Source organism: Streptomyces sp. NPDC008150 (assembly GCF_042956945.1).
Lineage (GTDB): Bacteria > Actinomycetota > Actinomycetes > Streptomycetales > Streptomycetaceae > Streptomyces.
This window is the reverse complement of record NZ_JBIBHJ010000011.1, coordinates 104,596-127,204: the sequence shown is the minus strand read 5'-3', so window position 1 is coordinate 127,204 and position 22,609 is coordinate 104,596. Positions and strand designations below refer to the sequence as shown.

At 71.4% G+C, this 22,609-nt stretch carries 19 protein-coding genes and 1 pseudogene; 10 read left to right on the top strand and 10 right to left on the bottom strand.

All coding sequences use genetic code 11. The features are described 5' to 3' along the window. Window positions 1–7: 7 nt before the first annotated feature. The 3 genes from ACFZA0_RS25585 to ACFZA0_RS25575 all read right to left on the bottom strand — a co-directional run bounded on the left by ACFZA0_RS25585 (window position 8) and on the right by ACFZA0_RS25575 (window position 4,111). On the bottom strand, window positions 8–955 hold the full coding sequence (locus tag ACFZA0_RS25585; protein WP_391021067.1) for an amidohydrolase family protein: 948 nt from the start codon (window positions 953–955) through the stop codon (window positions 8–10). Between the two features lie 841 nt (window positions 956–1,796). After that, complete coding sequence (locus ACFZA0_RS25580) at window positions 1,797–3,119, bottom strand: hypothetical protein (protein ID WP_391021065.1); 1,323 nt, start codon at window positions 3,117–3,119, stop codon at window positions 1,797–1,799. Window positions 3,120–3,574: 455 nt separating this feature from the next. Further along, complete coding sequence (locus ACFZA0_RS25575; RefSeq protein ID WP_391021063.1) at window positions 3,575–4,111, bottom strand: hypothetical protein; 537 nt, start codon at window positions 4,109–4,111, stop codon at window positions 3,575–3,577. Window positions 4,112–4,488: 377 nt separating this feature from the next. On the opposite strand from ACFZA0_RS25575, the gene ACFZA0_RS25570 reads away from it, so the two are divergent. From ACFZA0_RS25570 to ACFZA0_RS25550, 5 genes and pseudogenes are all read left to right on the top strand, one after another. Beyond that, complete coding sequence (locus ACFZA0_RS25570) at window positions 4,489–4,836, top strand: hypothetical protein (protein ID WP_391021061.1); 348 nt, start codon at window positions 4,489–4,491, stop codon at window positions 4,834–4,836. A 76-nt stretch (window positions 4,837–4,912) separates the two neighbouring features. Further along, window positions 4,913–5,123 (top strand): annotated as a pseudogene (locus ACFZA0_RS25565) (aminoglycoside phosphotransferase family protein); the annotation flags it as partial. 327 nt (window positions 5,124–5,450) lie between these two features. Further along, window positions 5,451–5,684: a hypothetical protein gene (locus ACFZA0_RS25560; RefSeq protein WP_391021059.1), complete on the top strand. Its 234-nt coding sequence runs from the start codon at window positions 5,451–5,453 to the stop codon at window positions 5,682–5,684. Window positions 5,685–5,727: 43 nt separating this feature from the next. After that, window positions 5,728–5,952 (top strand): hypothetical protein, encoded by a 225-nt coding sequence (locus ACFZA0_RS25555; RefSeq protein WP_391021057.1) that lies wholly within the window; start codon window positions 5,728–5,730, stop codon window positions 5,950–5,952. Between the two features lie 1,047 nt (window positions 5,953–6,999). Continuing rightward, window positions 7,000–9,048 (top strand): discoidin domain-containing protein, encoded by a 2,049-nt coding sequence (locus ACFZA0_RS25550; RefSeq protein WP_391021055.1) that lies wholly within the window; start codon window positions 7,000–7,002, stop codon window positions 9,046–9,048. 356 nt (window positions 9,049–9,404) lie between these two features. Here ACFZA0_RS25550 and ACFZA0_RS25545 read toward each other — a convergent pair whose 3' ends face one another. Further along, complete coding sequence (locus ACFZA0_RS25545) at window positions 9,405–10,973, bottom strand: hypothetical protein (RefSeq protein WP_391021053.1); 1,569 nt, start codon at window positions 10,971–10,973, stop codon at window positions 9,405–9,407. A gap of 112 nt (window positions 10,974–11,085) precedes the next feature. Here ACFZA0_RS25545 and ACFZA0_RS25540 point away from each other — a divergent pair, with 112 nt between their 5' ends. Together ACFZA0_RS25540 and ACFZA0_RS25535 are read left to right on the top strand one after the other, a co-directional pair. Then, complete coding sequence (locus ACFZA0_RS25540; RefSeq protein ID WP_391021051.1) at window positions 11,086–12,513, top strand: molybdopterin-dependent oxidoreductase; 1,428 nt, start codon at window positions 11,086–11,088, stop codon at window positions 12,511–12,513. An 80-nt stretch (window positions 12,514–12,593) separates the two neighbouring features. After that, on the top strand, window positions 12,594–13,052 hold the full coding sequence (locus ACFZA0_RS25535; RefSeq protein WP_391021048.1) for a hypothetical protein: 459 nt from the start codon (window positions 12,594–12,596) through the stop codon (window positions 13,050–13,052). Here the strand turns inward: ACFZA0_RS25535 and ACFZA0_RS25530 are convergent. From ACFZA0_RS25530 to ACFZA0_RS25520, 3 genes are read right to left on the bottom strand one after another with little or no spacing between them, the layout of a single operon-like run. Then, window positions 12,950–13,801 carry a methyltransferase domain-containing protein gene (locus tag ACFZA0_RS25530; protein ID WP_391021046.1) on the bottom strand — a complete coding sequence of 284 codons (852 nt, stop codon included), beginning with the start codon at window positions 13,799–13,801 and terminating at the stop codon, window positions 12,950–12,952. The genes ACFZA0_RS25535 and ACFZA0_RS25530 overlap by 103 nt on opposite strands. After that, window positions 13,798–14,415, bottom strand: a complete 618-nt coding sequence (locus tag ACFZA0_RS25525; RefSeq protein WP_391021044.1) for a DUF2064 domain-containing protein — start codon at window positions 14,413–14,415, stop codon at window positions 13,798–13,800. The genes ACFZA0_RS25530 and ACFZA0_RS25525 overlap by 4 nt, the downstream gene beginning before the upstream one ends. Further along, window positions 14,412–15,242 (bottom strand): glycosyltransferase, encoded by an 831-nt coding sequence (locus tag ACFZA0_RS25520; protein WP_391021374.1) that lies wholly within the window; start codon window positions 15,240–15,242, stop codon window positions 14,412–14,414. Before ACFZA0_RS25520 ends, ACFZA0_RS25525 begins: the two co-directional genes overlap by 4 nt. 162 nt (window positions 15,243–15,404) lie before the next feature. Between ACFZA0_RS25520 and ACFZA0_RS25515 the strand changes: the two genes are divergently transcribed. Together ACFZA0_RS25515 and ACFZA0_RS25510 are read left to right on the top strand one after the other, a co-directional pair. Then, entirely contained in the window at window positions 15,405–16,331 is a 927-nt protein-coding gene (locus ACFZA0_RS25515; RefSeq protein ID WP_391021043.1) for a response regulator, read from the top strand. Window positions 16,332–16,333: 2 nt separating this feature from the next. After that, window positions 16,334–17,446 carry an ATP-binding protein gene (locus ACFZA0_RS25510; RefSeq protein ID WP_391021041.1) on the top strand — a complete coding sequence of 371 codons (1,113 nt, stop codon included), beginning with the start codon at window positions 16,334–16,336 and terminating at the stop codon, window positions 17,444–17,446. Window positions 17,447–17,531: 85 nt separating this feature from the next. On the opposite strand, the gene ACFZA0_RS25505 is transcribed toward ACFZA0_RS25510, so the two are convergent. The 3 genes from ACFZA0_RS25505 to ACFZA0_RS25495 all read right to left on the bottom strand — a co-directional run bounded on the left by ACFZA0_RS25505 (window position 17,532) and on the right by ACFZA0_RS25495 (window position 21,821). After that, a complete protein-coding gene (locus tag ACFZA0_RS25505) occupies window positions 17,532–18,545 on the bottom strand; it encodes an NAD-dependent epimerase/dehydratase family protein (RefSeq protein ID WP_391021039.1) in 1,014 nt (337 codons plus the stop codon). A 253-nt stretch (window positions 18,546–18,798) separates the two neighbouring features. Beyond that, a complete protein-coding gene (locus tag ACFZA0_RS25500; RefSeq protein ID WP_391021037.1) occupies window positions 18,799–20,511 on the bottom strand; it encodes a subtype B tannase in 1,713 nt (570 codons plus the stop codon). Window positions 20,512–21,101: 590 nt separating this feature from the next. Continuing rightward, window positions 21,102–21,821, bottom strand: a complete 720-nt coding sequence (locus ACFZA0_RS25495) for an SDR family oxidoreductase (RefSeq protein WP_391021035.1) — start codon at window positions 21,819–21,821, stop codon at window positions 21,102–21,104. Between the two features lie 116 nt (window positions 21,822–21,937). Between ACFZA0_RS25495 and ACFZA0_RS25490 the strand changes: the two genes are divergently transcribed. Beyond that, entirely contained in the window at window positions 21,938–22,558 is a 621-nt protein-coding gene (locus tag ACFZA0_RS25490) for a TetR family transcriptional regulator (RefSeq protein WP_391021033.1), read from the top strand. Window positions 22,559–22,609 lie beyond the last annotated feature (51 nt).

The window sequence follows — 22,609 nt, the reverse complement described above, 5'->3', positions numbered from 1 at the left end:
CCCGCCCTCAACTCCGGTGCGCGGCACGGGGGAACAGGCGGGCCCCGTTGCGCGTCGCCAACTCCCGCCAGGTTTCCCCGCCCGGCCTGTCGGCCGCGTCGATGGCGGCGAGCTGCGCGTCCACCGCGAACGCCGGGGTCCAGCAGTAGTCGCTCCCGTAGACCAGACGCTCGACGCCGAACGCGCGCTCCAGAGCCGGGACTTGGTGGGGGAACGGCGTACCGGCCATGTCGAACCACAGGTTCCGCACCTGGTCCGCCACGGGGTCGCCGTCGGGCGCCATCACCGCGCGGAACAGTTCGACGCGGTCCGCCAGCAGGGGGAGCGGGCCACCGCCGTGGGAGAGGATCCACTGGATGCCGGCGAACCGCTGGAGTGTCCCGGTGAAGATCAGGTCGCTCACCGCCCGTACCGTCTCGAACGGGAACTCCAGCATCGGCCGGGGCCTGCCGAGCGCGATCGCCTCGGCGTGGGGCGGTGACGTCGGGTGCACCAGCACGGGAGTCCGCCGACGCGCCAACTCCTCCCACAGGGGCGCGAATTCAGCGTCGCCGAGGTAGCGGCCGCCGACGTTGGTCTCGACGATGACGCCGTCGCAGTCCAGTTCGTCGAGGGCATGGGCCAGTTCCGCGAGCGCGCCGTCCACGTCGGGCAGCGGCAGCGACGCGAGGTGTCCGAAGCGGCCGGGATGCGCGCGGCGGATCTCGGCACCGGCGTCGTTCACCTCCCGCGAGAGCAGGCGGGCCGCCGCGTCGTCGCCGAAGTGGGTCCCGGGTGACGACACGGACAGCAGCGACGTCCCGATGCCCCAGCGCTCCATCAGCTCCAGGTGTGCGCCGGGCTCCCAACTGGGCCAGAACGGCATCCCGTCCGGCGCCCGGTGCCCTGCCGCCGTGGCGGCCTCGACGTAGGCCGCCGTGAGGAAGTGCGCGTGCACATCGACCAGTTCACTCACGCCGCACCGTCCCTGGTTCTCCCGGTCATCACCGGCTCCCTCGCTCCCCGTCGGTGGGCAACGCGCACAGTCTTGCGCATAATTTCGAAATCTCAAGAGATTGACCAAATTCTGTGTCATCCATGAGCGTCGACCGGACTGGGCGTCGACCGGGCAGCGGTCGGCCGGCGCGGTCGCCACCTGGCGGTTGCTGGACATGGCCGACGATGACCGCCGTCACCTGCGGGCACCGCCGGGAACAGCCGGCCGACGGCGCCGCGCGGGGTGCGGATGTTGAAGGCGGTGACCGGTCGACCCCGAGAGAGGTCCGGGGGACCGGCGCACACGGCTGTCATCCGGCGGGGCAGAGCGGTCCGGCCTTTGGGGCGGGCGGGGCGACGGCTGCCGGAGAGCCGGGCGCGAGCACCGGCGTGGCGCCCACGCCCACGCCCAGGCCCGCGCCCGCCCCGCAGACGGCGTGGCCGAGTCAGGTCGGCCACGTGCGACGTCGGGGCGGCCGTCAGGCTCAGGTTGGTGTCCCTGTGCCGTCTCTCCCACCGTGGCCGTGCGGGTGAGGGCGCGGCGCGGTACTGGATACCGGTGTCCAGCCACCGTTCGAAGCGCGAGCGATGCCCGCTCCGAGCAGACCGCCGAGCAGACCGTCGGCAGGACGAGGTCCCGCGGCCGGAAGACGCGACGAAGGGGTTTGCCGAAGACGCATCAAAGAGCGCAAGAGAGCATCAGGTTGAGCCGGTGAGGGGGTGCCGGGCTCACTCCGTACATACTCGCTCCCCACTCGGCGTGGTCGGAGCATGAAGCTCGTCGCGGCTGGTGAACACCGGCGGCATGACGGCAGACGTGCCTACTCCTCCGCCCGGTCTGCGCAGGCGGATCGGATCTCCTCCAGCAGCTCCGGGTAGCGCTCGCCGTAGGTGTTCACCGCGTGCCACACGGAGTCCAGTGCCGCCTTCAGCGGGTCGGGCTCGGCGGCCGCGAGGACCGCCGGAAGGGCGAAGTGGGGCTGTGAGATCCGCTCGGCGCCGGTCGCGGTGCCGGAGATGTGCACCACCGCCTCAGCGCGGGCCTCGCTCCGGACCGGTGTCGGCCTGTAGCCGGCGGGTGCCGGCGGAACGAGCGCGTTCAATCCCTTGCCGACGCCCCGCCGCCTGTGCCCGCCGCCTCCCGCCGCGAGTCGCACCGGCCCCGTGGCCGCCGGGGGTGTGGCAGGACGGTAGGGAGGCCGCTGCGGAGGTACCGCCCGGGACACCGACCGACTCGGAACATGTGGATCGGAGCGCAGGGCCTGCCACATCCGGGCCGTGTCGTCGAACGGCGACGGCAGGGGGCGTCTCTGCGTCAACGCGGTGAGCGCCTGGGTGACCCACGAAATGCCGGTCAGGCCCGCCGCCTCGCAGGCCCGCCGGGCGGCCAACAATGCCACCGCGCGCTGGACTTCGGACCCTGCGGCATCGAGCTTATGCACCAGATCGCTGTCGAAGCGGAGCAGACCGCGGACGTTGCCGCCGACGCCGCGCAGTGCCTCGCTCGGCAGCCGGCCGCCCCACTGCCACTGCTCATAGTGCAGTCGTCGCTCCTCGTCGGCCCGCTCGTCCGCCTGGCGGGCCAGGCGCTCGGTCTCGGCGCGCTGCTCCGGTGTGGGCGGCGGTGGAAGCTCGCGCGCGAAGCGGTGCCAGTAGGCGGCGCGCTTCGAGGTCTGGCGGATCACCTGGTCCGCGAGGGGCGGAGCGGGCCAGAACTGCAGGAGGTAGCGGTCCACCTGCGGCTCCTCGGGCAGTCTGGTGTCGCGCTTACCGCCCGCGTCCATCCCCTGGGCGCAGTACCGCACTCGGTAGGCGGTCCGCTCCAGATCCAGGTCCCACGCGGCCTCGCCCGCCCACTGCACCAGACGGGTGCGGTCCGACACCGGGCGGAAGGGCACCTCCACGACGTCCTCCCAGGCGGGGTCCAGCGGAGGTTCTTCGTCGTGGACTTCCACGACGAAGCCGACGTTGCCCGTGTGCAGCCCGGTGATCAGCCAGAGCACCCCTGGGACCGCCGCCCCGCACAGCCCGCCACGCTGGCCTGCGAACGCCTCGTTGAGGCCGGGATTCACGCCGTCCCGATCGCTTTCGACGTAGATCTGGCCGTAGTGAACGTGCACCTCGCCTGTGACTGGCCTGCGCACAGCACCCCTTCCCTTGTCAGGTCGACGCCCCGACCAGCCTTCGCCGGACGGGCCGTCACGTGCGCCGCAGCATGCCGCAGGCCAGTGACAACAGGGCGGACGGCAAGGGGACTTGGCAGTGGTCTCCGCGTCCCGCTGCCGGCAGGGTTCCCGTCGGGCGGAGAGGCGAACAGCTCCGCGAACACCACCTTGAAGACGCCTCCCGACGTCCCGACCGGCACAGCCGTACGACCGGTCACCCTGCCGGACGCCCTCAGTCCCTGCACGCCCATGAGATGGAACCGGCTTTGAGGTGCGCCCCCAAAGTGTTGCGGGTGAACTCGGCTTGCCGGGGGCGCTGTTCGGCGGCGACGCGACGCGACGCGTCCTCGGCCGTCCGTGCCGAGCGGTTCGCGCCGAGCGGTCTCCGTCGAGGGGAGGCCGCACGTGGGGCGTGGGCGCCGCCGTGCACCGAGTCACACGAACCGGAGCAGCACCACCAGGGCGATCGGTGCGAGGGACAGGACGCCGACCCTGTGCCACCGGACGTCCTTGCGCCTGACGAGACCGAGGAAGGCGAGCGCGTATGTGGTCGCCAACGGAATCACCGCTACCAGGCCCACGGTCGGCGACGGATGACGACCGAGGGCCAAGATCGCCCAGAGAGCGATCCACCCGGCGGTCCCCGCTGCGAGCACCCACATCGTGAGCAACCGGCGCCGGGCGTTACCCGTGCCTGCGCGGGACTCGGTGATCACATCGCGGATGATTACAACTCCCGTCCAGGCAAAGAGCGTTGTGACTCCCAGGATGATGAGCAACCCGAATGCCGCAAGACCGCCGTCACCGATGACCGCGTCCGGACTCCGGAAAGCCTCCAGAAGGATCCAGACCGGGACGCTCAACATCATGCCTGCCGCCCAGGTGTAGACGATCTCGCGGCCCAGCCGTTCGGACCACCACGATCGCAACCTCTTTACCCCGAAAGAGGCTTGCCGCAATCCCTCGCCCATACGCCCGTCTTCCCCCCATCCACCTCTGACGGCCCGGCACCCCGGGCCGTCCCTCCGAGGGGGACGCAATCAACTGAATGCACGGTTCTCCAGGCCCACTTGCCGGCACCGGCCGGACCGGGGCGTCGCGATGGAGTTGATGGTCGGCAGCGGCCGTGAGCGAGTGTCAGGTCCATCATGCCTGCTGGGAGGTGGTTTTCGGTAGGACGGAGCACACGTCCGTTCAGGCTTGTTCAGGGTGGCTGCCCGCCCGCAGACTCGTCGTCATCCACTCCCCGACGTTCGTGTCGGCATCCGTTTGCGGCTGCCGACACGTTCGTCGTGCTGTCTCGTCGTGGGACGGGAGCAGACGGAGGTGGGGGAACGGAGGGGGACCGATGGATCAGGACATGGTCATGCGGGCGAGGGTCCAGTTGCTCAGTGCCAACCGGCGGGTGGTGCGCGGCACGGAGGGGCTGCGGATCTACCGCCTGCTGACGCAGGTCGAGCCCGAGGTGTACGGGTCGAAGCTGGCGTACGTTCTTGTGGAGGCAGCCGCGTCCTCGCAGGTAAGGGAGTTGCCCGAGCAACGGCTGGCGTTGCTGGACGAGGCGGTGGCGGTGGCGTCGGCCCTGGAGCCCGTGAATCCGTACAGGGCGAGGGTACTGGCGAAGGCGCTTGCGGCGAGGCGGGAACTTGAGAGCGACAACCACAGCGGATCCGAGAGGGCCGCGGGGGACATGTGAGGGGGCCCGGTCGACCGCGTGGCCGCATGCGGCAAAGCCGGTGACGTGCGCGAAAGCCCCGGGCATCCGGTCGCCCATGGACGGGGCACGAGTCGGCGTCGCGCATTCCAAGCGTGCGACCCCGCGCGTCGGCGGCATGTGTTCTTGAGGGCGGATGCCGGATCAGGCACGCATCGACGCCGAGGTTGAGGCGATGTGGCTCGCGCTCGTTTCGACGCCGGAGTTCCTGTGGCGCAAGCCGCACGGTGTTCGCGATCGCTGCGCTTCCGGGAGCGACGCCGGGGCAGGGCGTCTCGGCGATTCGGCGAGCGAGGCTTCGGCGGGCCCGACGTCCGGAGGTTGTACGACGCGACCTGCCGCTCCGGCCGGGACCGAGCGGCAGCTCGCGCTGACGGTTGCCGGAGGTGGCCGGCACTCGGCACGCAGACCTGGTCCTCCCGGAACTGCCAGGTCGCCGGGCCGCGCTCCTGCCCAGGGCTACTGCGCACGCGCACAGCGCCGGAAGCCTGCCGTGGCCGGAGGCCGACATCGTCGGCGACGCGGTAGATCGGGAGTGCGACGACGCGCGAAGGACGAGATGACAAGAAAATCGAACATGCGATCTAATGCGGGGAATGGAAGAGACCGCGTTTCCCGACGACCCGATGCGGATCCAGCAAGTCTGGAGTGAGACCAACCAGGCACTGTGCGCGCACCGCCCGCAGGAGGCGGCGTTGCTGCGCCGACGTCTGCCCAGGCGTTCCGTGCACCAGTGGTGGCAGCCCTTCTGGTCCGGCACCGTGGCATCGCCGGCTGCCCGGGTCGAACCGTGCCGAGCGGTCCGGTCCTGGGAAGCAGTGGCGGCGTGATGGCGCCGGAGGCCGCGCCGACGCTCGCGAAGGAGCACCTCGGGTGAGTGACGCACCGATCGTTGTGCACAGGGCCCTGCCCGGCGGTGGCCGAAGGGTCACCGTGCACAGGGACGGCAGGGACGAGACCCTCGGTATCGCTCACAACGACCACGACCTGACCGTGTTCCTGGAGCGCGCCGGCATCGCCGAGCCCGAGGATGTGCTGGACGATGCGCGGTGGGTGGAGTGGCGCGGCGGCCACGCCCACGACTTCACTGCGACGTGACAACTCGGCGTCCGAAAAACGGAGTTGCTGGAGGATGAGCTTGTGGTCCACCGGATTCTGGGGTGCGGCTGGATGGCATCTCCAAGCGCCCGCTGTTCCCGAATGCGAACCCGAACCCGCTCCGGAACCGGAGCCGGAACTGGAACCCGAACCTGGGCCTGAGCCGAGGGGACGGGAGCGGACGTGGCCTGTGAAGGCGTTGGGTGCGATGGAGGCGGTCACGACTGTTGCGGGGCTGCCCGACCGGGCAGCCGATGCGGCAAGTCTGCGGGCAGGCCCGGCGCCGCACCCCGTGTGCGCTCCTGGCTCCTTGACCGCTCCGGCATGCCGAATACACGTCGTGTCTGGCGGACCAGCGTGCATGCGGGGCTGCGTCTGCCGTGATCGGGGCGGATGCAGGGAGCCAGGGAGCCAGGGAGCCGGGGAGTCAGGGACCCGGGACAGCAGCGCGGCGTCCGGTTGCACGCGGTGCGTGCGGTCTGGCGACAGGGCCACCCGCGGCAAGGTGCGCGTGCGCGTCCGTGGTGACCGCCGCCCCGGTGCGGCAACCCGAGCCGAGTCGATCCGGCCCAGGCTCGGCCAGGTCGAGAAGTCGGCCGCTGCGGGCGTCCAAGGCCCCGCGTCCAAGGCCCCCTGTCAATGCGTCGCGCAGAAGTCCACCGTCTTAAGTCAAGCCTAAAGAAAAGGCGTTGAAGTTCTTGACCGGTGCATGGCGGGCGGGCATGGTGCCGGTGGGCGCTTTCCCGGCCCTGCTCTCCGGTCGCGGTCCCGGGAGACGAGTTCGTGTGCAGCCGGTGTGACCGTGGCACCTGGTGCGGCCGCGGCCCGTGAGGGGGCCGGGGGAGCACCGGGGCCGCGCGGGCGGCGAACCGGGCGGAGCCGTGCGGCAGTTCGCGCTTCTCGCGGACTCGCGGCAGGACACCGCAGGGCAACCGGGGAGCGCGCACCCGCACCCGCACTGCTCGGCGACCTCAAGGAGACGTTGTGATCGGCAGACCCCCGGCCTTAACCTCCCACAGATCTTTCCGCGTGACGATCCTGGCATGTGTGACGATGCTCGTCGCCGCCCTGGTCCTGACCGTCACGCAGGCCCCCGCCCGTGCCGCCGGAACCCTCCTCTCCCAGGGGAAGTCGGTCACGGCCTCCTCCACCGAGAACGCCGGCACCCCGGCCACCGCCGCCGTCGACGGCAACCTCGGTACGCGCTGGTCCAGTGCCGCCGCCGACCCGCAGTGGATCCAGGTCGACCTCGGTGGCGCATCGACGATCAGCTCCGTCACCCTGAACTGGGAGGCGGCGTACGCCACGGCGTACCAGATCCAGACCTCCACCGACGGCACCACGTGGAAGAGCGCCTACACCACCACGACGGGCCGAGGCGGTACCGAGAACCTCACCGTCAGCGGTTCCGGGCGGTACGTGCGCCTCACCACCACCCAGCGCGCCACTCAGTACGGCGTGTCCCTCTGGGAGTTCCAGGTGTACGGAACGGGCGGCGCCACCAGCGCCTGCTCGACGACCAACGCCGCACTGGGCAGGCCCGCCACCGCCTCCTCCGCCGAGAACGCCGGCACCCCGGCCAGTGCCGCGGTCGACGGCAACTCCGGTACGCGCTGGTCCAGTGCCGCCGCCGACCCGCAGTGGATCCAGGTCGACCTCGGCTCCGTACAGAGCGTCTGCGGCGTCCAGTTGAGCTGGGAGGCGGCCTACGCGAAGGCGTACCAGATCCAGGTCTCCACCGACGGCACCACGTGGAGCAGCGTCTACACCACGAGCACCGGCGCCGGTGCCACCGAACTGGTCTCCCTGTCCGGCAGCGGGCGTTACGTCCGGATGTACGGCACCACCCGAGCCACCCAATACGGTTACTCGCTCTGGGAGTTCCAGGTCTTCACCGGAGGCACGACGACTCCGCCGACCGACGGCGCGACCCTGCTGTCGTACAAGAAGCCGGCCACCGCCTCGACCTACCAGGACGCCAACAGCTGCACCGGCTGCACCCCGGCGAAGGCGTTCGACGAGGACCCGGCCACGCGCTGGGCGACCAGTGACACCAACGGCTGGGTGGACCCGGGCTGGATCGCCGTCGACCTCGGCGCGACCGCGCACATCACCAAGGTCGTCCTCCAGTGGGACCCGGCCTACGCCACCGCGTACCAGATCCAGACCTCGTCCGACGGCGTCAACTGGACCAGCATCTACTCGACGTCCAACGGTAAGGGCTTCAAGGAGACCCTGAACGTCGACGGCACGGGACGCTGGGTGCGGATGTACGGCACGGCGCGCAGCAACGGCTACGGCTACTCGCTGTGGACCTTCGACGTGTACGGCACGGGTGGCAACCCCACCGCGCCGCCCGCGCCCCCGGCCGATCCGGGCAACCCCACGCACCTGGTGTGGAGCGACGAGTTCAACGGCGCGGCCGGCACCAAGCCGGACAGCACGAAGTGGTCCCAGGACCCCGGCAACGGCCAGAACGGCGAGCTGGAGTACTACACCAACGGCGACAACACGTCGATGGACGGCAACGGCGACCTGGTCATCGAGGCGCGCAAGGAAGCGAGCGGGCAGTACACCTCGGGCCGGATCAACACCTCCGACCACTTCAACTTCACCTACGGCCACGTCGAGGCACGCATCAAGGTGTCGGGCACGCAGGGCCTGTGGCCGGCCTTCTGGCTGCTGGGCTCGAACTTCAAGACCGGCACACCGTGGCCCAACTGCGGTGAGATCGACATCATGGAACACGTGGGCAAGGTCGCGGACTCCGTGTACTCCACGCTGCACGCCCCCGCGTACAACGGTGGCAACGGCTACGGCTCGCCCTACACGGTGGCGGGCAGCGACTTCGCCGACGCCTTCCACACCTACGCCCTGGACTGGAACTCCAGCCGCATGACCTTCTCCGTCGACGGCAAGAGCTTCTTCACCGCGGACCGTTCGACGGTGGAACAGACCCGGGGACCGTGGGTGTACGACCACCCGTTCTACATCATCCTCAACAACGCGGTGGGCGGTGACTGGCCCGGCGCTCCGGACGCGACCACCGTGCTGCCGCAGAAGATGCTCATCGACTACGTGCGCGTGTCGCAGTAGTCGACCACCGCACACATCCCGGTTCCACGTCGTGCGGCACCGTGCTGCGGATGCCGCCCGACGACGCCGTGGCCGCCCGGGTTCCCCGTGCGGCCACGGCTGCTTCTCGGTCCGGGGCACCGTGGTCACGGTGCGCCGGGCAGGGCCGGCCGACAGGGCCCTTCGGAGGGGAGTGCGATCACGTGAGGTCTCCGACGCGGCAGCATGCGGCCGGGAACATCCGCCGATGACAGGGCGTCACCGGGACCAGGCTTCGCGCGCTACGGGCACTGGGCCGACGCAGGGAAGACGGCGCCTCGCAACGGCAGGGCTGCGGCCACCCCGGCGACGTGGTTGCCGGCAGCCTGGCGGACGCGTCACCAGCCCGTCAGGAGCAAGTGGTTGACCAGGAGCGCGCCCGCCGCCTGGACCGTCAGCCAGAGGCGCGGGCGCGGCAGTAGCGCGCACGCGGGTGTCAGCCACGCCACGAACGGCAGCCAGATGCGCTCCGTCTCCGCCTTGCTCATCCCGGAGAGGTCGGCGGCCAGCAGTGCGAACAGGGCGCACAGCACGAGCATCGCGAGGCGCGCCTCGGCGGAAGAGTTGTCACGTTCCGCCGTGCGGGCAGCGGCCACGGGCGCGGGCAGGAGGGCGCAGGCACCCGCATCCGGCCGGCCGGCCGTGCCGGGTGGGGTGGCGGCGGCACCCTCGACCGCGGCTGCCGTGTGCCCGACGGGTTCGAGGGCGGGACCCGGGCGAGCAGCCGCCCGTCCGTCGGAGCGGCCCCCGGCGGGGCCCTGTTCCGTGGGTCCTGGGGCAAAGCGGCCGCCGCCGCCGGGCACACGTCGCGCAAGCAGCGCGCGGCCGGCCCGCACCAGGGCCGGCGCCGTCGCGAGCCCCGCGCACAGGACGGTGCACGCGAGGTTGGCCCAGACCCAGTAACCGAACGGCCGTACGCCGCCCACGCCTTGGTCGTAGCGTGTGACGAGCAGGCGGTAGGCGTCCCACCAGTTGAATCCGGCCACGCCGAACAGCACGGGCACGACGGCGGTTCCGCAGAGCAGGGGAACCGAAAGCCGCGGGAGGTCGCGCCCGCGAGGGCGCTGGAGCAGCAGCGTGCCGGCCCCGATCAGGGCGATCAGGGCCAGTCCGTAGGACAGGTAGCAGGTCAGCCCGAACAGAAGGCCCGCGCCGAAGGCCGCCGTCCGGGGGCGCCGTCCTGTCGTCGCGCATGCCCACAGGGCCACCGACCAGGCGGCCACCGCCGCGAAGTACCCGTCGGCCGAGGTGCCCGCCCAGACGGCGCTCGGTGCCAGGGCGAGGAACGGGGCGGCCCGCCGAGCCGTTTCCCGGGAGGCCAGCCTTCCGACGGTCACGAGAACCGCGACACACGTGGTCGCGCCTGCGCCGATGCACCAGACACCGGCCCAGCCCCCACCGCCCAGTCCGACGCGATCGAGCAGCACGAACGTGAGCGTGGACGCGGGCGGGTGTCCCGCGACGTGGGCGGGCCAGGGGGCGGGGGAGCCGAGCAGGATGTGGTGGGTGAAGTCCCGCAGTGCCGCCGGGACGTCGTGGAACCGGTCGACGGCCTGAAGATATTCGTAACGGCTGGCAAGCCGGTGGGCGACCCCGCGTTGCCAGCCGTCGACCAGCGCCAGCGACCACGTCCAGACCAGGGCCGTGGCGCAGCTCGCGCCGAGCAGCGCCCGCCACGACAGGCGGGCGGCGACCGCCGGACCGTACCCGGCCACGACGATCGCCGTGGCCAGGGCGGCAGGAGTGCCGGGGCCCACGTGGGGGCCCCAAGAAGCCAACAAAGGTGGCCAGTTGACGAACAAGGTGTGGTCGGCGCCCTCGATGTGACGGCCCACCAGGACGGCCGCCGCCACGAGCAGGACGGCGGCGGAAGCGGCTGCCGGGTCACGAAGCTGATCGCGGTTCACACGTGGACGCTAGGCGGGAAACCCCGCATGGACGTCACGCCGGGCGGTGACGTCAGCGTTTCGTCATGAGTTGCGCCCGTGTGGGCGGCCCGGGTGGGCCTACGGTCGGGGCATGTCACCGTCTCCCGCGCCGACCGGCCCTCCCGGGCCGACCCCGGCCGAGTCAGGCCCCGGCACCCCGCCGCCCGCGCGCTCGGTTCGTGCCCTTCTGTCGTCACCCGCCGCACCGTCCTCGCCCGCCTTCTGGCGCAGCCCGGTGCGCGGCGCCTGGTTCACCTCGGTGCTCGGGGTGGTCCTGCTGGCCGGGATCACCGTGCTGTTCGTGACGGGGCTGCTCTCGTACGCGGCGTACAACCCCGGGCTGTCGCCGGTGAACGACAAGACACCGGACAAGGGGCTGCTCGGTTTCTACCTCTTCTCGTGGCCGACCCACCCGTACTGGCTGTACCGGCTGACGCAAGGGGTGCACGTCACGCTCGGTGTCGCGCTGGTGCCGGTGCTTCTGGCGAAGCTCTGGTCGGTCGTGCCGAAGCTGTTCGCCCTGCCTCCCGCGAGGTCTCTTGCGCACGCGTTCGAGCGGATCTCGCTGCTGCTCTTGGTGGGCGGCGCCCTGTTCGAGTTCACGACGGGCGTCCTCAACATCCAGCTCGACTACGTCTTCCCGGGCTCTTTCTACCCACTTCACTTCTACGGGGCGTGGGTCTTCTTCGCCGCGTTCCTCGCGCACGCCGTGCTCAAGACGCCTCAGGCCCTGCGCAATCTGCGCGCGGGGACACTTGGCGGGGGCCGGGCCCGAGGCCCGGCGAAGCGGGCGGCGACGGACGAGTCGCCGCACGGCGACGGCGACGGCACCGGGGAAGCGGTGGGCGCCGACACGTTGGCATCGGCCCGGCCGGGCGACCCGACAGTGTCGCGGCGTGGTGCGGTCGCGATGGTCGGTGGCGGTGCGCTGCTCCTGTTCGCCACGACGGTCGGGCGTTGCTTCGACGGATGGCCGCGCCGCACTGCGGTCCTCGCGCCGCACGGGGGCGCCGAGCCCGGCAGCGGGCCGGGCGGGTTCCAGATCAACAAGACAGCCGCCTACGCCGGCATCGACGCCCGGGAGACCGGGGCGGACGTGTGGCGGCTCGTGGTGACCGGGCGGTCCGGTGCCGTTCGGCTGTCCAGGGAGGATCTGCTGCGCATGCCGCAGTACGAGTCGGCGCTGCCCATCGCGTGCGTGGAGGGCTGGTCGACGTCGGACCAGCGATGGCGGGGTGTGCGACTGCGCGACCTGGCCGCACTCGTCCACGGGAACACCGGAGCCGACGGCGACGGACCCCCGGATGTCCTCGTCGAGTCGCTCCAGCGGCACGGCGCGTTCCGCCGCTCCGCACTGCGCGCCAACCAGGTGGCCGACCCGCGCTCGCTGCTCGCGCTGCGGGTGAACGGAGCCGACCTGACGCCCGACCACGGTTTCCCGGCGCGGATCGTCGTGCCGGCGGCGCCGGGCGTGCTCAACACCAAGTGGGTGTCCCGCCTGACGTTCGGAGAGCTGTGATGACAGGTGAACCGGGGAACGGCGGATCGACGAACGCACAGGGCGCCGGTCGTCCCACGACGGTAGGGCACCCTGCGGCGGTGTGGCGTCGCGGGCAGCTGGGGAGCCCGTTCCAACTCCTCCTGCTGGCCTGCTCGTTCGCCCTGGCGGGCTACGCGGGGGTGCGACTGCTGGCGGGCGACTGGTTCATGGTGGTGGTGTGGTTCGTCGGGGCGGCGTTGCTGCACGATCTGGTGCTGGTGCCCCTCTACTCGGTGGTGGACCGTCTGGTCGTGAGGTCGGCCGGTGCGGCCGGGCACCGTGACCGCGCGCTGTACGTGCGGGTCCCGGCCGTCCTCTCGGGGCTGCTCCTGCTGGTGTGGTTTCCGTTGATCACAGGCCGGGTCGCGGATCGCTACCGGGCGGCCACCGGGTTGTCGCCGGACGGGTTTCTCGCTCACTGGCTGCTGATCACGGCCGTGCTGTTCGGTGTCTCCGCGCTGCTGCTGTTCGTGCGGGTGCGCAGTGAGACGAAGCACCGGCCGCCGTCCGTCCACTGATCACATGGCAGCCATCCGGCGTGCGCGGCATGCCGCAGCAGTGCCGTCGTGCCCAGCCGGGCCCACGGAAACGCGGAGCCCTTGCGGAGGTCCGCGGTGTCGTGGGACCCGGCGCCCGCGCGCTCCTCGCGACGTGTGACGCCGGGAGCGGGGACGATGCGGACGGTGACTCGCTCGTCGATGTCGGCGGGCGCGGTCTCCGCCACCAACAGGCCGCCTGGGCGTAGGAGTTGACCCACCCGGTGGAGCAGCGCGCAGGGGTCGCCGCCGATACCGATGTTGCCGTCGATCAACAGGACGGTGCCCCAGCGGCCCTCGGCGGGCAGCGGCTCGAAGACGGAGCGCTGCAGCGCCGGTCCGCCGAACCGGCGGGTACGCGCCACGGCGGCCTCGCTGACGTCGATGCCCAGGGACCGTCGTCCCTGCGTGGCCAGGGCGGAGACAAGTCGTCCCGGTCCGCATCCCACGTCGAGGACGCTTCCCTCGCAGCGGTGCAGCACCGCCAGGTCCGTCGCGTCGGCGGCAGCACACCAGCGTTCGATCTCCAGGGGCAACAGCCAACCGTCGGTCCGGCGCAGGAACAGCGGACCGTCGCCCGTGCGCAGGGCCTCGGAGTAGACGTCGTCGCGGGACCAGAGGCGTTCCGTGTTCTCTCCGGGCGCGTCCTGGGCGTGTCGGGCGGGAGCGGACGGCGAGGGCGAGGCGATGACCCGGGCCGGATCGGTGATCGCGGGGCGCACGGTGCTCATCGGCCACCCGCTGCGGTCAGTTCCTCCAGCCGCGTCGCGAAGCGGCTCCCGGGAACGGCCGCGGCGACCGCGTGCGCGTCGGACGCGGTGTCCACGTCACGCAGCCGGGGCAGGTCGCGTACGCGCAGGCCCGCGCCGACCAGACGCTCTCGCTGCATCGCGCCGGTCGTGGACGTCGACATGGGAACGCCCCGCAGCAGATCCGGGTTCGGTTCGGCGAGGCCGAGGGCCCAGAAGCCCCCGTCGTCCGCGGCGCCGAAGAAGGCGTCGCAGCCCTCGAAGTCGACGGTGAGCAGGGCCGCGGTCACCTGCGGTGTGTCCATGCCGATCAGCAGTGCGGGGCCGTCGCAGCCGGCGAAGGCGGCGGCGAGGCGTTCGTCCAGGGCGCCGGCGCACTGGGGTTCGACGTCGAAGCCGGGCGGCAGCCACGACCCGGGCGTTCCGTCCAGCACGAGGACGCGGCGTGCGGCGGGTGTTCGAGCCACGGTCCGCAGGGTGTCGGTGAGCGCGGCCTCCGCCAGTGAGGCGGCCTCACCGGGGGTGAAGGGCGGGGTCAGCCGCGTCTTGACGCGTCCGGGCCGCGGTTCCTTGGCGATGACGAGCAGAGTGGTCACGACCGGACTTCCTTTCGCTGCACGGGGTTTGCCTCACCGGCGGCGGAACCGACGGACCCGGCCGGAGCCGGAGCCGGAGCCGGAGCCGGAGCCGGAGCCGGAGCCGGAGCCGGAGCCGGAGCCGGAGCCGGAGCCGGAGCCGGAGCCGGAGCCGTCCCGCTCGCGGGGAGGGCGGTCGTGCCGGCAGCGGTCAGCACTCGGCTCATGTCCCGCACCGCGTGCCAGGTGCCCCGCCAGGTGCCGGTGACCTTGGAGGCACCCGTGCGCGGCAGGTAGGGGACGTCGTGTTCGGTGACCCGCCATCCGGCGTCGGCGGCACGCACCACCATCTGGAGGGGGTAGCCACTGCGCCGGTCCGTGAGGTCCAGACCGAGCAGGGCCTCACGTCGCGCGGCACGCAGTGGACCGAGGTCGTGCAGCGGCAGCCCGGTCCTGCGGCGCAGCAGACGCGCGAGGGCGAGATTGCCGACCCGGGCGTGAAGGGGCCAGGCGCCCAGCCGCTGCGGGCGACGGCGTCCGAGTACCAGATCCGCCTCCCCCGAACGGATTTCCTGCACGAAGGGGATCAGGCCCGACGGGTCGAGCGAGGCGTCGCAGTCGCAGAAGCAGACGATGTCCGCGGTCGCCGCGGTGAGCCCGGCATGGCAGGCGGCGCCGAACCCGCGCCGCTCCTCGTGCACGACGGTCGCGCCCAGCGCGCGGGCGACGTCCGCCGAACCGTCGGTGGACCCGTTGTCCACGACGAGTGCCCGCCAGCCCGCCGGCATGCGGGCCAGTACCCAGGGGATCGCCTCCGCCTCGTCCAGGCAGGGCAGGATCACGTCCACTCCCACCGGTGGGGAGGGGTCAGCTGGAGATGCGCCGGGAGAGATCTTCACGCCCTCACCTTACGGATGCCAAACGGGCAAAACGGGCTTCCCCACCTTACGGATTGCGGACGTCGCGAGCGTGCCGGGCCGTCCGTGGCCGACGGGTGCGACGCTGGACGCATGCAACAGCCGAACGAGCCCATGGCGGCGGTCCTCGCGGGACCCCGCGCCTCCGACAGCACCCGGGTCCTCGTCGTGGACGACGACTCGACGGTGGCCGAGGTGGTGGTCGGCTACCTCGTACGCGCCGGTTACGAGGTCGACCGCGCGGGTGACGGACCCACCGCCCTGGACCTGGCCGAGGCACACCGGCCCGGCCTTGTGGTCCTCGACCTGATGCTGCCCGGCATGGACGGCCTGGAGGTGTGCCGCCGCCTGCGCGAGCGCGGACCGGTGCCCGTCGTCATGCTGACCGCGCGCGGTGACGAGGACGACCGAATCCTCGGTCTGGAGGTGGGGGCCGACGACTACGTCACGAAACCCTTCAGCCCTCGGGAGCTGGTGCTGCGCGTGGACGCGGTGCTGCGCAGGTCGCGGACCGTCACGGCGGCGCCCCCGCTGCGCGCGGCGGGCCTCGCGGTCGACCCCGTCGCCCGCCGGGTGACCCGCGACGGAGTCGAACTCGCGCTCACCCTGCGGGAGTTCGACCTGTTGACGTTCTTCCTCCGGCACCCCGGCCAGGCGTGCAGCAGGGAGGACCTGATGCGCGAGGTGTGGGGATGGGACTTCGGCGACCTCTCCACCGTCACCGTGCACATCCGCCGGCTGCGCGGCAAGGTGGAGGCCGATCCGGCCCGGCCCCGCCTGATCCGGACGGTGTGGGGCGTGGGGTATCGGTTCGATCCGGCGACGGCCGACGGCCCGACGGCCGTCCCGTCGGCGGCAGACGACTCGGCCCCGGGGGACCAGGCCCCGGGGGACCAGGCCCCGAGGGACCAGGCTCCGGAGGACTTGGCGGCGGTATGCCCGGCCGTGACCGGTGACGCGGTCCACCGTGCTTCCGCGGACAGCCGCGCGGCGGACGTCTCCGCCGGGGCGGAGGACTGACGGTGCGGGACAACCTGCTCATCGCCCTCTACGCCTTCCTCGGCGCCGCGACCGTCGGCCTGCTGGGCGCCGGCGTGCTGCTACTGGTCCGGCGCCGTTCGCTCACCGTGCATCTCACGGTGGTGGTCGTCGTCGCGGTCTCCGCGATGCTGGCCGGCACCCAGGCCGTGGCGCGGGCCATGTTCCTGTCGGCGCACGACCTGCGGGTGGTCACGACGGTCGTCGCCATGGCCGCCGTCGTATCCATGGCGACCGCGCTGCTCCTGGGCCGCTGGGTGGTCGCACGCAGCCGCGAACTCACCCTCGCTACACGCTCGTTCGGCGACGGCGGCGACTTCACCACGCCCCTCGCCCCGGCGACCGCCGAACTGGCCGCCCTCAGCCGGGAATTGGAGGCCACGAGCGCGAAGCTCGTCGAATCCCGCGACCGGGAAAGGGCGTTGGAGTCCTCTCGGCGCGAGCTCGTTGCCTGGATCTCCCACGATCTGCGCACCCCTCTCGCCGGACTCCGCGCGATGTCCGAAGCGCTGGAGGACGGCGTCGTCTCCGATCCCGACCGCTACCTGCGCCGGATGCGCACCGAGGTCGAGCGGCTCAACGCCATGGTGGGCGACCTGTTCGAACTCTCCCGCATCCACGCCGGCGCGCTGGCGCTCACGCTCGCCCCCATGTCGGTGTACGACCTGGTGGGCGACGCGATCGCGGGCGCGGATCCGCTCGCGCGCAAGCACGGGGTCCGGCTCGTCGACCAGGGCGTCGCACCGATCCCGGTCGAGGTCGACGGCAAGGAGATGAGCCGGGTCCTGGGCAACCTGCTGGTCAATGCCATCCGCCGGACTCCGGCCGACGGGACGGTCGCCGTGACTGCCGAGCGGTCGCCCGAGGGTGTCGTCCTGTCGGTGTCCGACGGCTGTGGAGGCATTCCGGAGAAGGACCTGCCGCGCGTCTTCGACACCGGCTGGCGCGGCAACCACGCGCGGACCCCGCCGGCCGGAGCGGGTCTGGGACTCGCGATCGTGCGGGGCATCGTCGAGGCGCACCGGGGGCGGACGACGGTGAGCAACATTCCCGGTGGCTGCCGCTTCGAGGTCGTCCTGCCCGTCGCCGGGGTGTGATCCGGCGGGCGCCCGGCGACGGCGCCGCAGGCCGCGGACACCGAGGCCCGTTCCTGCTTCCGCAACCCCCGTGCCCCCTGGGGCCCTACCTTGTGGCGTCCTCGCGCAGTTCCGCCCGCGCGAACTCGGTCATCCCCTCGGCGAAGGCGACCTCCGGCTTCCACCCCAGTTCGGCGCGCAGCCGCGAGGAGTCCGCGGTGACGTGGCGTACGTCCCCGAGCCGGTACTCACCGGTGACCACGGGCTGCGGACCGCCGTGCGCGTCTGCCAGCGCGCGGGCCATCTCCCCGACCGTGTGCGGCTGCCCGCTGCCGGTGTTGTACACAGTGAGGACTCCGTTGGGGGGCGAATCGCTCTCCAACGCGGCCACGTTGGCCCGCGCCACGTCCCGGACGTGGACGAAGTCCCGACGCTGCCGCCCGTCTTCGAAGACCCGGGGCGACTCACCGCGCGCGAGGGCGGAGCGGAAGAAGGAAGCGACACCCGCGTACGGAGTGTCCCGCGGCATTCTCGCCCCGTACACGTTGTGGTACCGGAGCGAGACAGCGCTTCCGCCGGTGGCGCGCGCCCATGACGCGGCGAGGTGTTCCTGGGTGAGCTTGGTCGTGGCGTACACGTTCCGCGGATCGACGGGCGCGTCCTCCGCGACCAGGCCGGGGGAGAGGTCGGCGCCGCAGCCCGGGCAGCCGGGCTCGAAGCGGCCGGCGTCGAGGTCGCCCTGTGCGCGCGGTCCGGGCCGGACCGTGCCGTGTCGCTCGCACAGGTACCGTCCCTCGCCGTAGACCACCATCGACCCCGCGAGCACGAGCCGCCGTACGCCCGCCTCCGCCATGGCCGCGAGCAGCACGGCGGTGCCGAAGTCGTTGTGGGAGACGTACCGTGCCGCGTCGTCGAAGCCCTTGCCCAGTCCGACCAGGGCGGCCTGGTGGCACACCGCATCCACGCCGGACAGGGCACGGGCGACGGCGCGACCTTCGCGGACGTCGTCGTCGATGTCGACCCGGCGGTCGAACACGACGGGTTCGTGCCCGCGCGCCGCGAGCGCCTCCACCACATGGGACCCGATGAACCCGGCACCGCCGGTGACCAGTACACGCATACCTGCACGTTAGGGTGCGTCGGCCCGTGTCCGGCAGGGCCACGCCCACCACGTCACGGCTTCGTAAGACACGCCCTCGGGCGTTTGGCCGATCCGCCTTCGCACGACGGGACGGGACTTCGGCGGCCCACCGAGCCGCCGCGTCGGGATCGCATCACACACCGGTGACGTGGGTGCTCGATCGGCCATGTCGTCCGAGCACCCACGTCGGCGGCGGTGCCAGTGCGGCGCACCACCGCGGTGTGCGGCGGATCTACCCGCGGTGGCCCGAAGCGAGCGGGTTGCCGGCCTTCTTGACGACCTTGGCTATCCAGGCCATGGCCTCGGGCACGTCGTAGTTGCCGGCGTGCGGCTGGTTCCATGCGAACTGGTAGTTCACGTCGCCGACCTGCGGGTCCGCCTCCAGCGCGCGGTCGAGGTTGATCGAGATGATGAACGAGGTGTCGCGGTCCCGAGTGCCGGTGCGGACATACCAGTTGGGCGCGGTGTCCGCGGCCTTGGTGCCGACGAAGTCCATGGGATTCACGAGGTGGATCTGGTCGTCGACGGTGGTGCTCTTCCTCGCCGTGTACTGCTTCCAGGTCAGCCCGGTGTCGTCCAGGCCGCTCCCGTCGCCGGGGACGCTGTTGTGGTCCCAGCTGAACTCGGTGTAGTTCATGTACTTCTGGGTGTACGGACCGAAGAGGTTGGTCTCGGTCCCGCTGGTGGTGTTGCCGTAGACGCCCACCGCGTCGAACGCGGGAGTGGTCTTGAGCGTTGCCTGAGTGGCGACGAACTTCAGGTAGTTCGTCATGTTGACCGAACGCACCTTGTTCGCGGCGTTGTCGACGTCCAGCCAGTCGTTGACGTACGACTTCGTCGTGCCTCCGCCGGGACCGCCGGACGTGATGACGAAGTTCTCGCCCAGGGCCGGGATCGTGTTGGCGGCGTCGGCGTTCAGGTAGATCTCCGCGGAGCGGACGACCTCCTTCTTGATGGTGTCCAGCATGGTGGCCGCGGTCAGTGGCGAGCCGTCGGGGTTGCGCAGGCCGAGGCTCTTCTCGTAGGCGGGGAACTTGGCAGCGATCGCCGCCGCGTCCGCCGGCTGGCCGTTCGAGCCCGTGGCGTCGCGCGTGCCCAGCACGTTGTACAGCCACTCGTAGGCGACGTCCGCGTTGCCCAGGTCGGTGATCGGGCAGTACGCGTTCACCGCGAACACGTCGTCGCGCAGCGTGCTGCGCCCCGCCGCGTCGATGCCGGCCGCGCCGATCGCCGCGAGGTAGGGGTCGTACTCGCTGTCGTTGCCGGAGGCGCCCAGGATGGAGGAGAGCGCGCCGCCGCCGCTGGTGCCGTTGACGACGATCCGCTCGGCACTGCCCGGCATGGCGGCGTCGTTGAGACGCAGGTAGCGCACCGCCGCCTTCGCGTCGACCGCTGCCGCCGGGGCCTTACCCGGTGACGAACCGTCAGCTCCCACGAGCCCGCGGCTGCGGTTCGCGACGTCCACGAAGACGTAACCGGCCTTCAGGGCCGCGCCGACGTTGCTCGTGGAGCTGTTGTAGGTGGCACCTGAGGTGACGCTGGCCTTGAGGTAACTGGCCATCCAACCGGCGTTGTTGACCGCGAAGTAGATCGGCGCCCGCTGGTCCCCGAAGGCGCTCTCGGGGACGAACACGTTCATGCTCTCGTAGCCGCAGCGCGTGTTCTCGATGGTGGTGGTTCCGCCCATCCCGGGCTGCTGGGCCGCGGCGGCGACCGGGTTGGCGACGTAGCAGAGTTCCTTGTACCAGCGCACGTTGACCGGCTGGCCGTCGACCGTGACGGTGATCGGCGTGTAGGCGCTCTGGTCGAATGCCAGCGCCGCGTCCTGAGCGTCCACGACGTGGCCGCGCTCGTGCGGCGCGGACGCGACAGCGAACGAGGCGGGCGTCACGACCGCCGTCAGGGCGAGGGAGCCGACGATCGCCATACCGCGCAGAAGTCGCATGCGGGCCGGAGCGCGTCTTTCCTGAAGAGCTGTGGGGGGAACTGCGGTGCGTCCCAAGGACGCCGGGAACCGCTGCATGGAGTCTCCTCGTTGAGTACCAGGTGCCTCGCCGGTCCCTCAAGGCGAAGGCGTCGTGCAGGCTACAAGATTGTTGACAATATGCACAGCGATCCTGCGGGCATTTCTGTTGACGAATTCTCGACCCCTGTCGATCCGGCCACGTCAGGGTCAACTGGCCTGTCTGGCGCGACTGGTGCCGATCAGTCAGCGACACGAGCGGGGCGACCAATGCGTTGAGGGCACCTCACCGACGCGCCTCGCTCATCCACCTGACCGGCCGAGGAGCAGGGGCCGTCGCCACAGTCGTAGCGCACGAGCACGCTTTGCTGCGAACGGACTTGAGTCTCCAGTAGGGGGAGGCATCAAGGTGGGGGCCTGGACTGCGGCACGCTCTACTCGATCGGCGAACTCGCTCGACGGACCGGTCTCACGGTTTTGGCCGGGCGGGAGTGAGGCTTGGCTATCACCACGACGGGATCCCCGGTGCCGAGACGTCGATCCGCTGCGGGACGCAGGGCAGGCTCCACCGGCTACGCGGCGCGGGCGTGGACGCCCATGCCGCCCGAGACGAGCAGGTTGTCGCCCGTGATGTAGGTGGCGCTGTCGGATGCCAGGAAGGCGACCGCCTCGGCGACGTCGGCAGGAGTCCCGACGCGGCGCAGAGGGACGCCTTCTCCCCAACTCGCGAGCGTCTCGGGGGAGATGCCCAACTTGGCGTAGGCGGGCGTGTCGATGATGCCGGGGCTCACCGCGTTGACACGGATGCCCCGGGGGGCGAGTTCGAGGGCGAGGGTGCGCACGAGGGGGAGCAGCGCCCCCTTGGCGGCGGTGATGGCGGCGCCCAGTCCCTCTCCTGCGCCGATGGTGAACACCACCGAGGCTCCGTCGTTCAGCAGGGGAAGCGCCTTCTGGAGAGTGAAGAAGCTGCCTTTGACGTTGACGTCGAACATGGCGTCGAAAGCCGCCTCGTCGGTGGACTCGATCGGGCCGGGGTGCAGGGCGGCGGCGTTGAGGAACAGCAGATCGAGCGTGCCGAGGTCCTCGCGGGCCCGGTCGATGACGCGGTCGATGTCGGGCAGGGAGCCGGCGTCGGCGCGGACGGGGATTACGTCCGCCGGGAGACCGGTGTCGCCATCGGCACTGGAGCGCCCGGTGACCATGACGCGGTAGCCGCGTGAGTGGAGCAGTTCCGCCGTGGCCCTGCCGATCCCGCTGGTGCCGCCGGTGATGAGTGCGGTCTTCGTCGTCATGGTCGTACTCCTTGCCGAGGGGGTGGAATGCCCGCGCTGTCAGCGTATGAAAGATTGGCAGTCACTGTCAAAGGGCGTGCGGATGCCATCCTGGCGGACGCAAGTAGTCTGGGGACATGACGCAGGGGACGAACGACACGGCGGGAAGAACGGCGGGAAGAACACCCACGCTGTGGGACCGGACGAGGCAGCTGGCCTCTCAGGAAATCCTCGACACGGCCTTGCGCCTCTTCGCGCAGCAGGGTTACGACGAGACGACCGTGGCCCAGGTCGCCCGCGAGGCCGGGGTCTCCCAGCGCACCCTCTTCCGGTACTTCGGCACCAAGGAGGACCTTGTCGGCGGCAGCCAGGAGCGCTTCGTCGCCCTGCTGACGCAGGCCGTCCGCGAGCAGCCGCTCGACACCGACGTGTGGGGCGTGCTGCGCGCCGCGTTCGAGGCGTCCCTCTCCCTGCACGCGAGCCCCGAGCAGGCACTGGAGCGCCTCCGCCTGGTGCACCGTACCGACTCGCTGCGCGCCGCCTACCTCGGCAAGCGTGTCCGTTGCCAGGAAGAACTCCTGCCCCTGCTCGAAGCCAGAGCGCCGTCCCCGGACACGGAGGGCGCGCTGCGAACCCGTGCCGTCGTCGCGACGGCCTTCGCCGTGCTCGACGCCGCCATGGCGGCGTGGGTGGAGGGCGACGGCCGGGGTGACATCCTCGACCTCTACGACCAGGGCCTCGCCGCAGTACGCAAGTAGCGCCCACGGGCGGGCACTTCGCGGGGTGTCGGCCGGCGGCCGGTGGGCGTC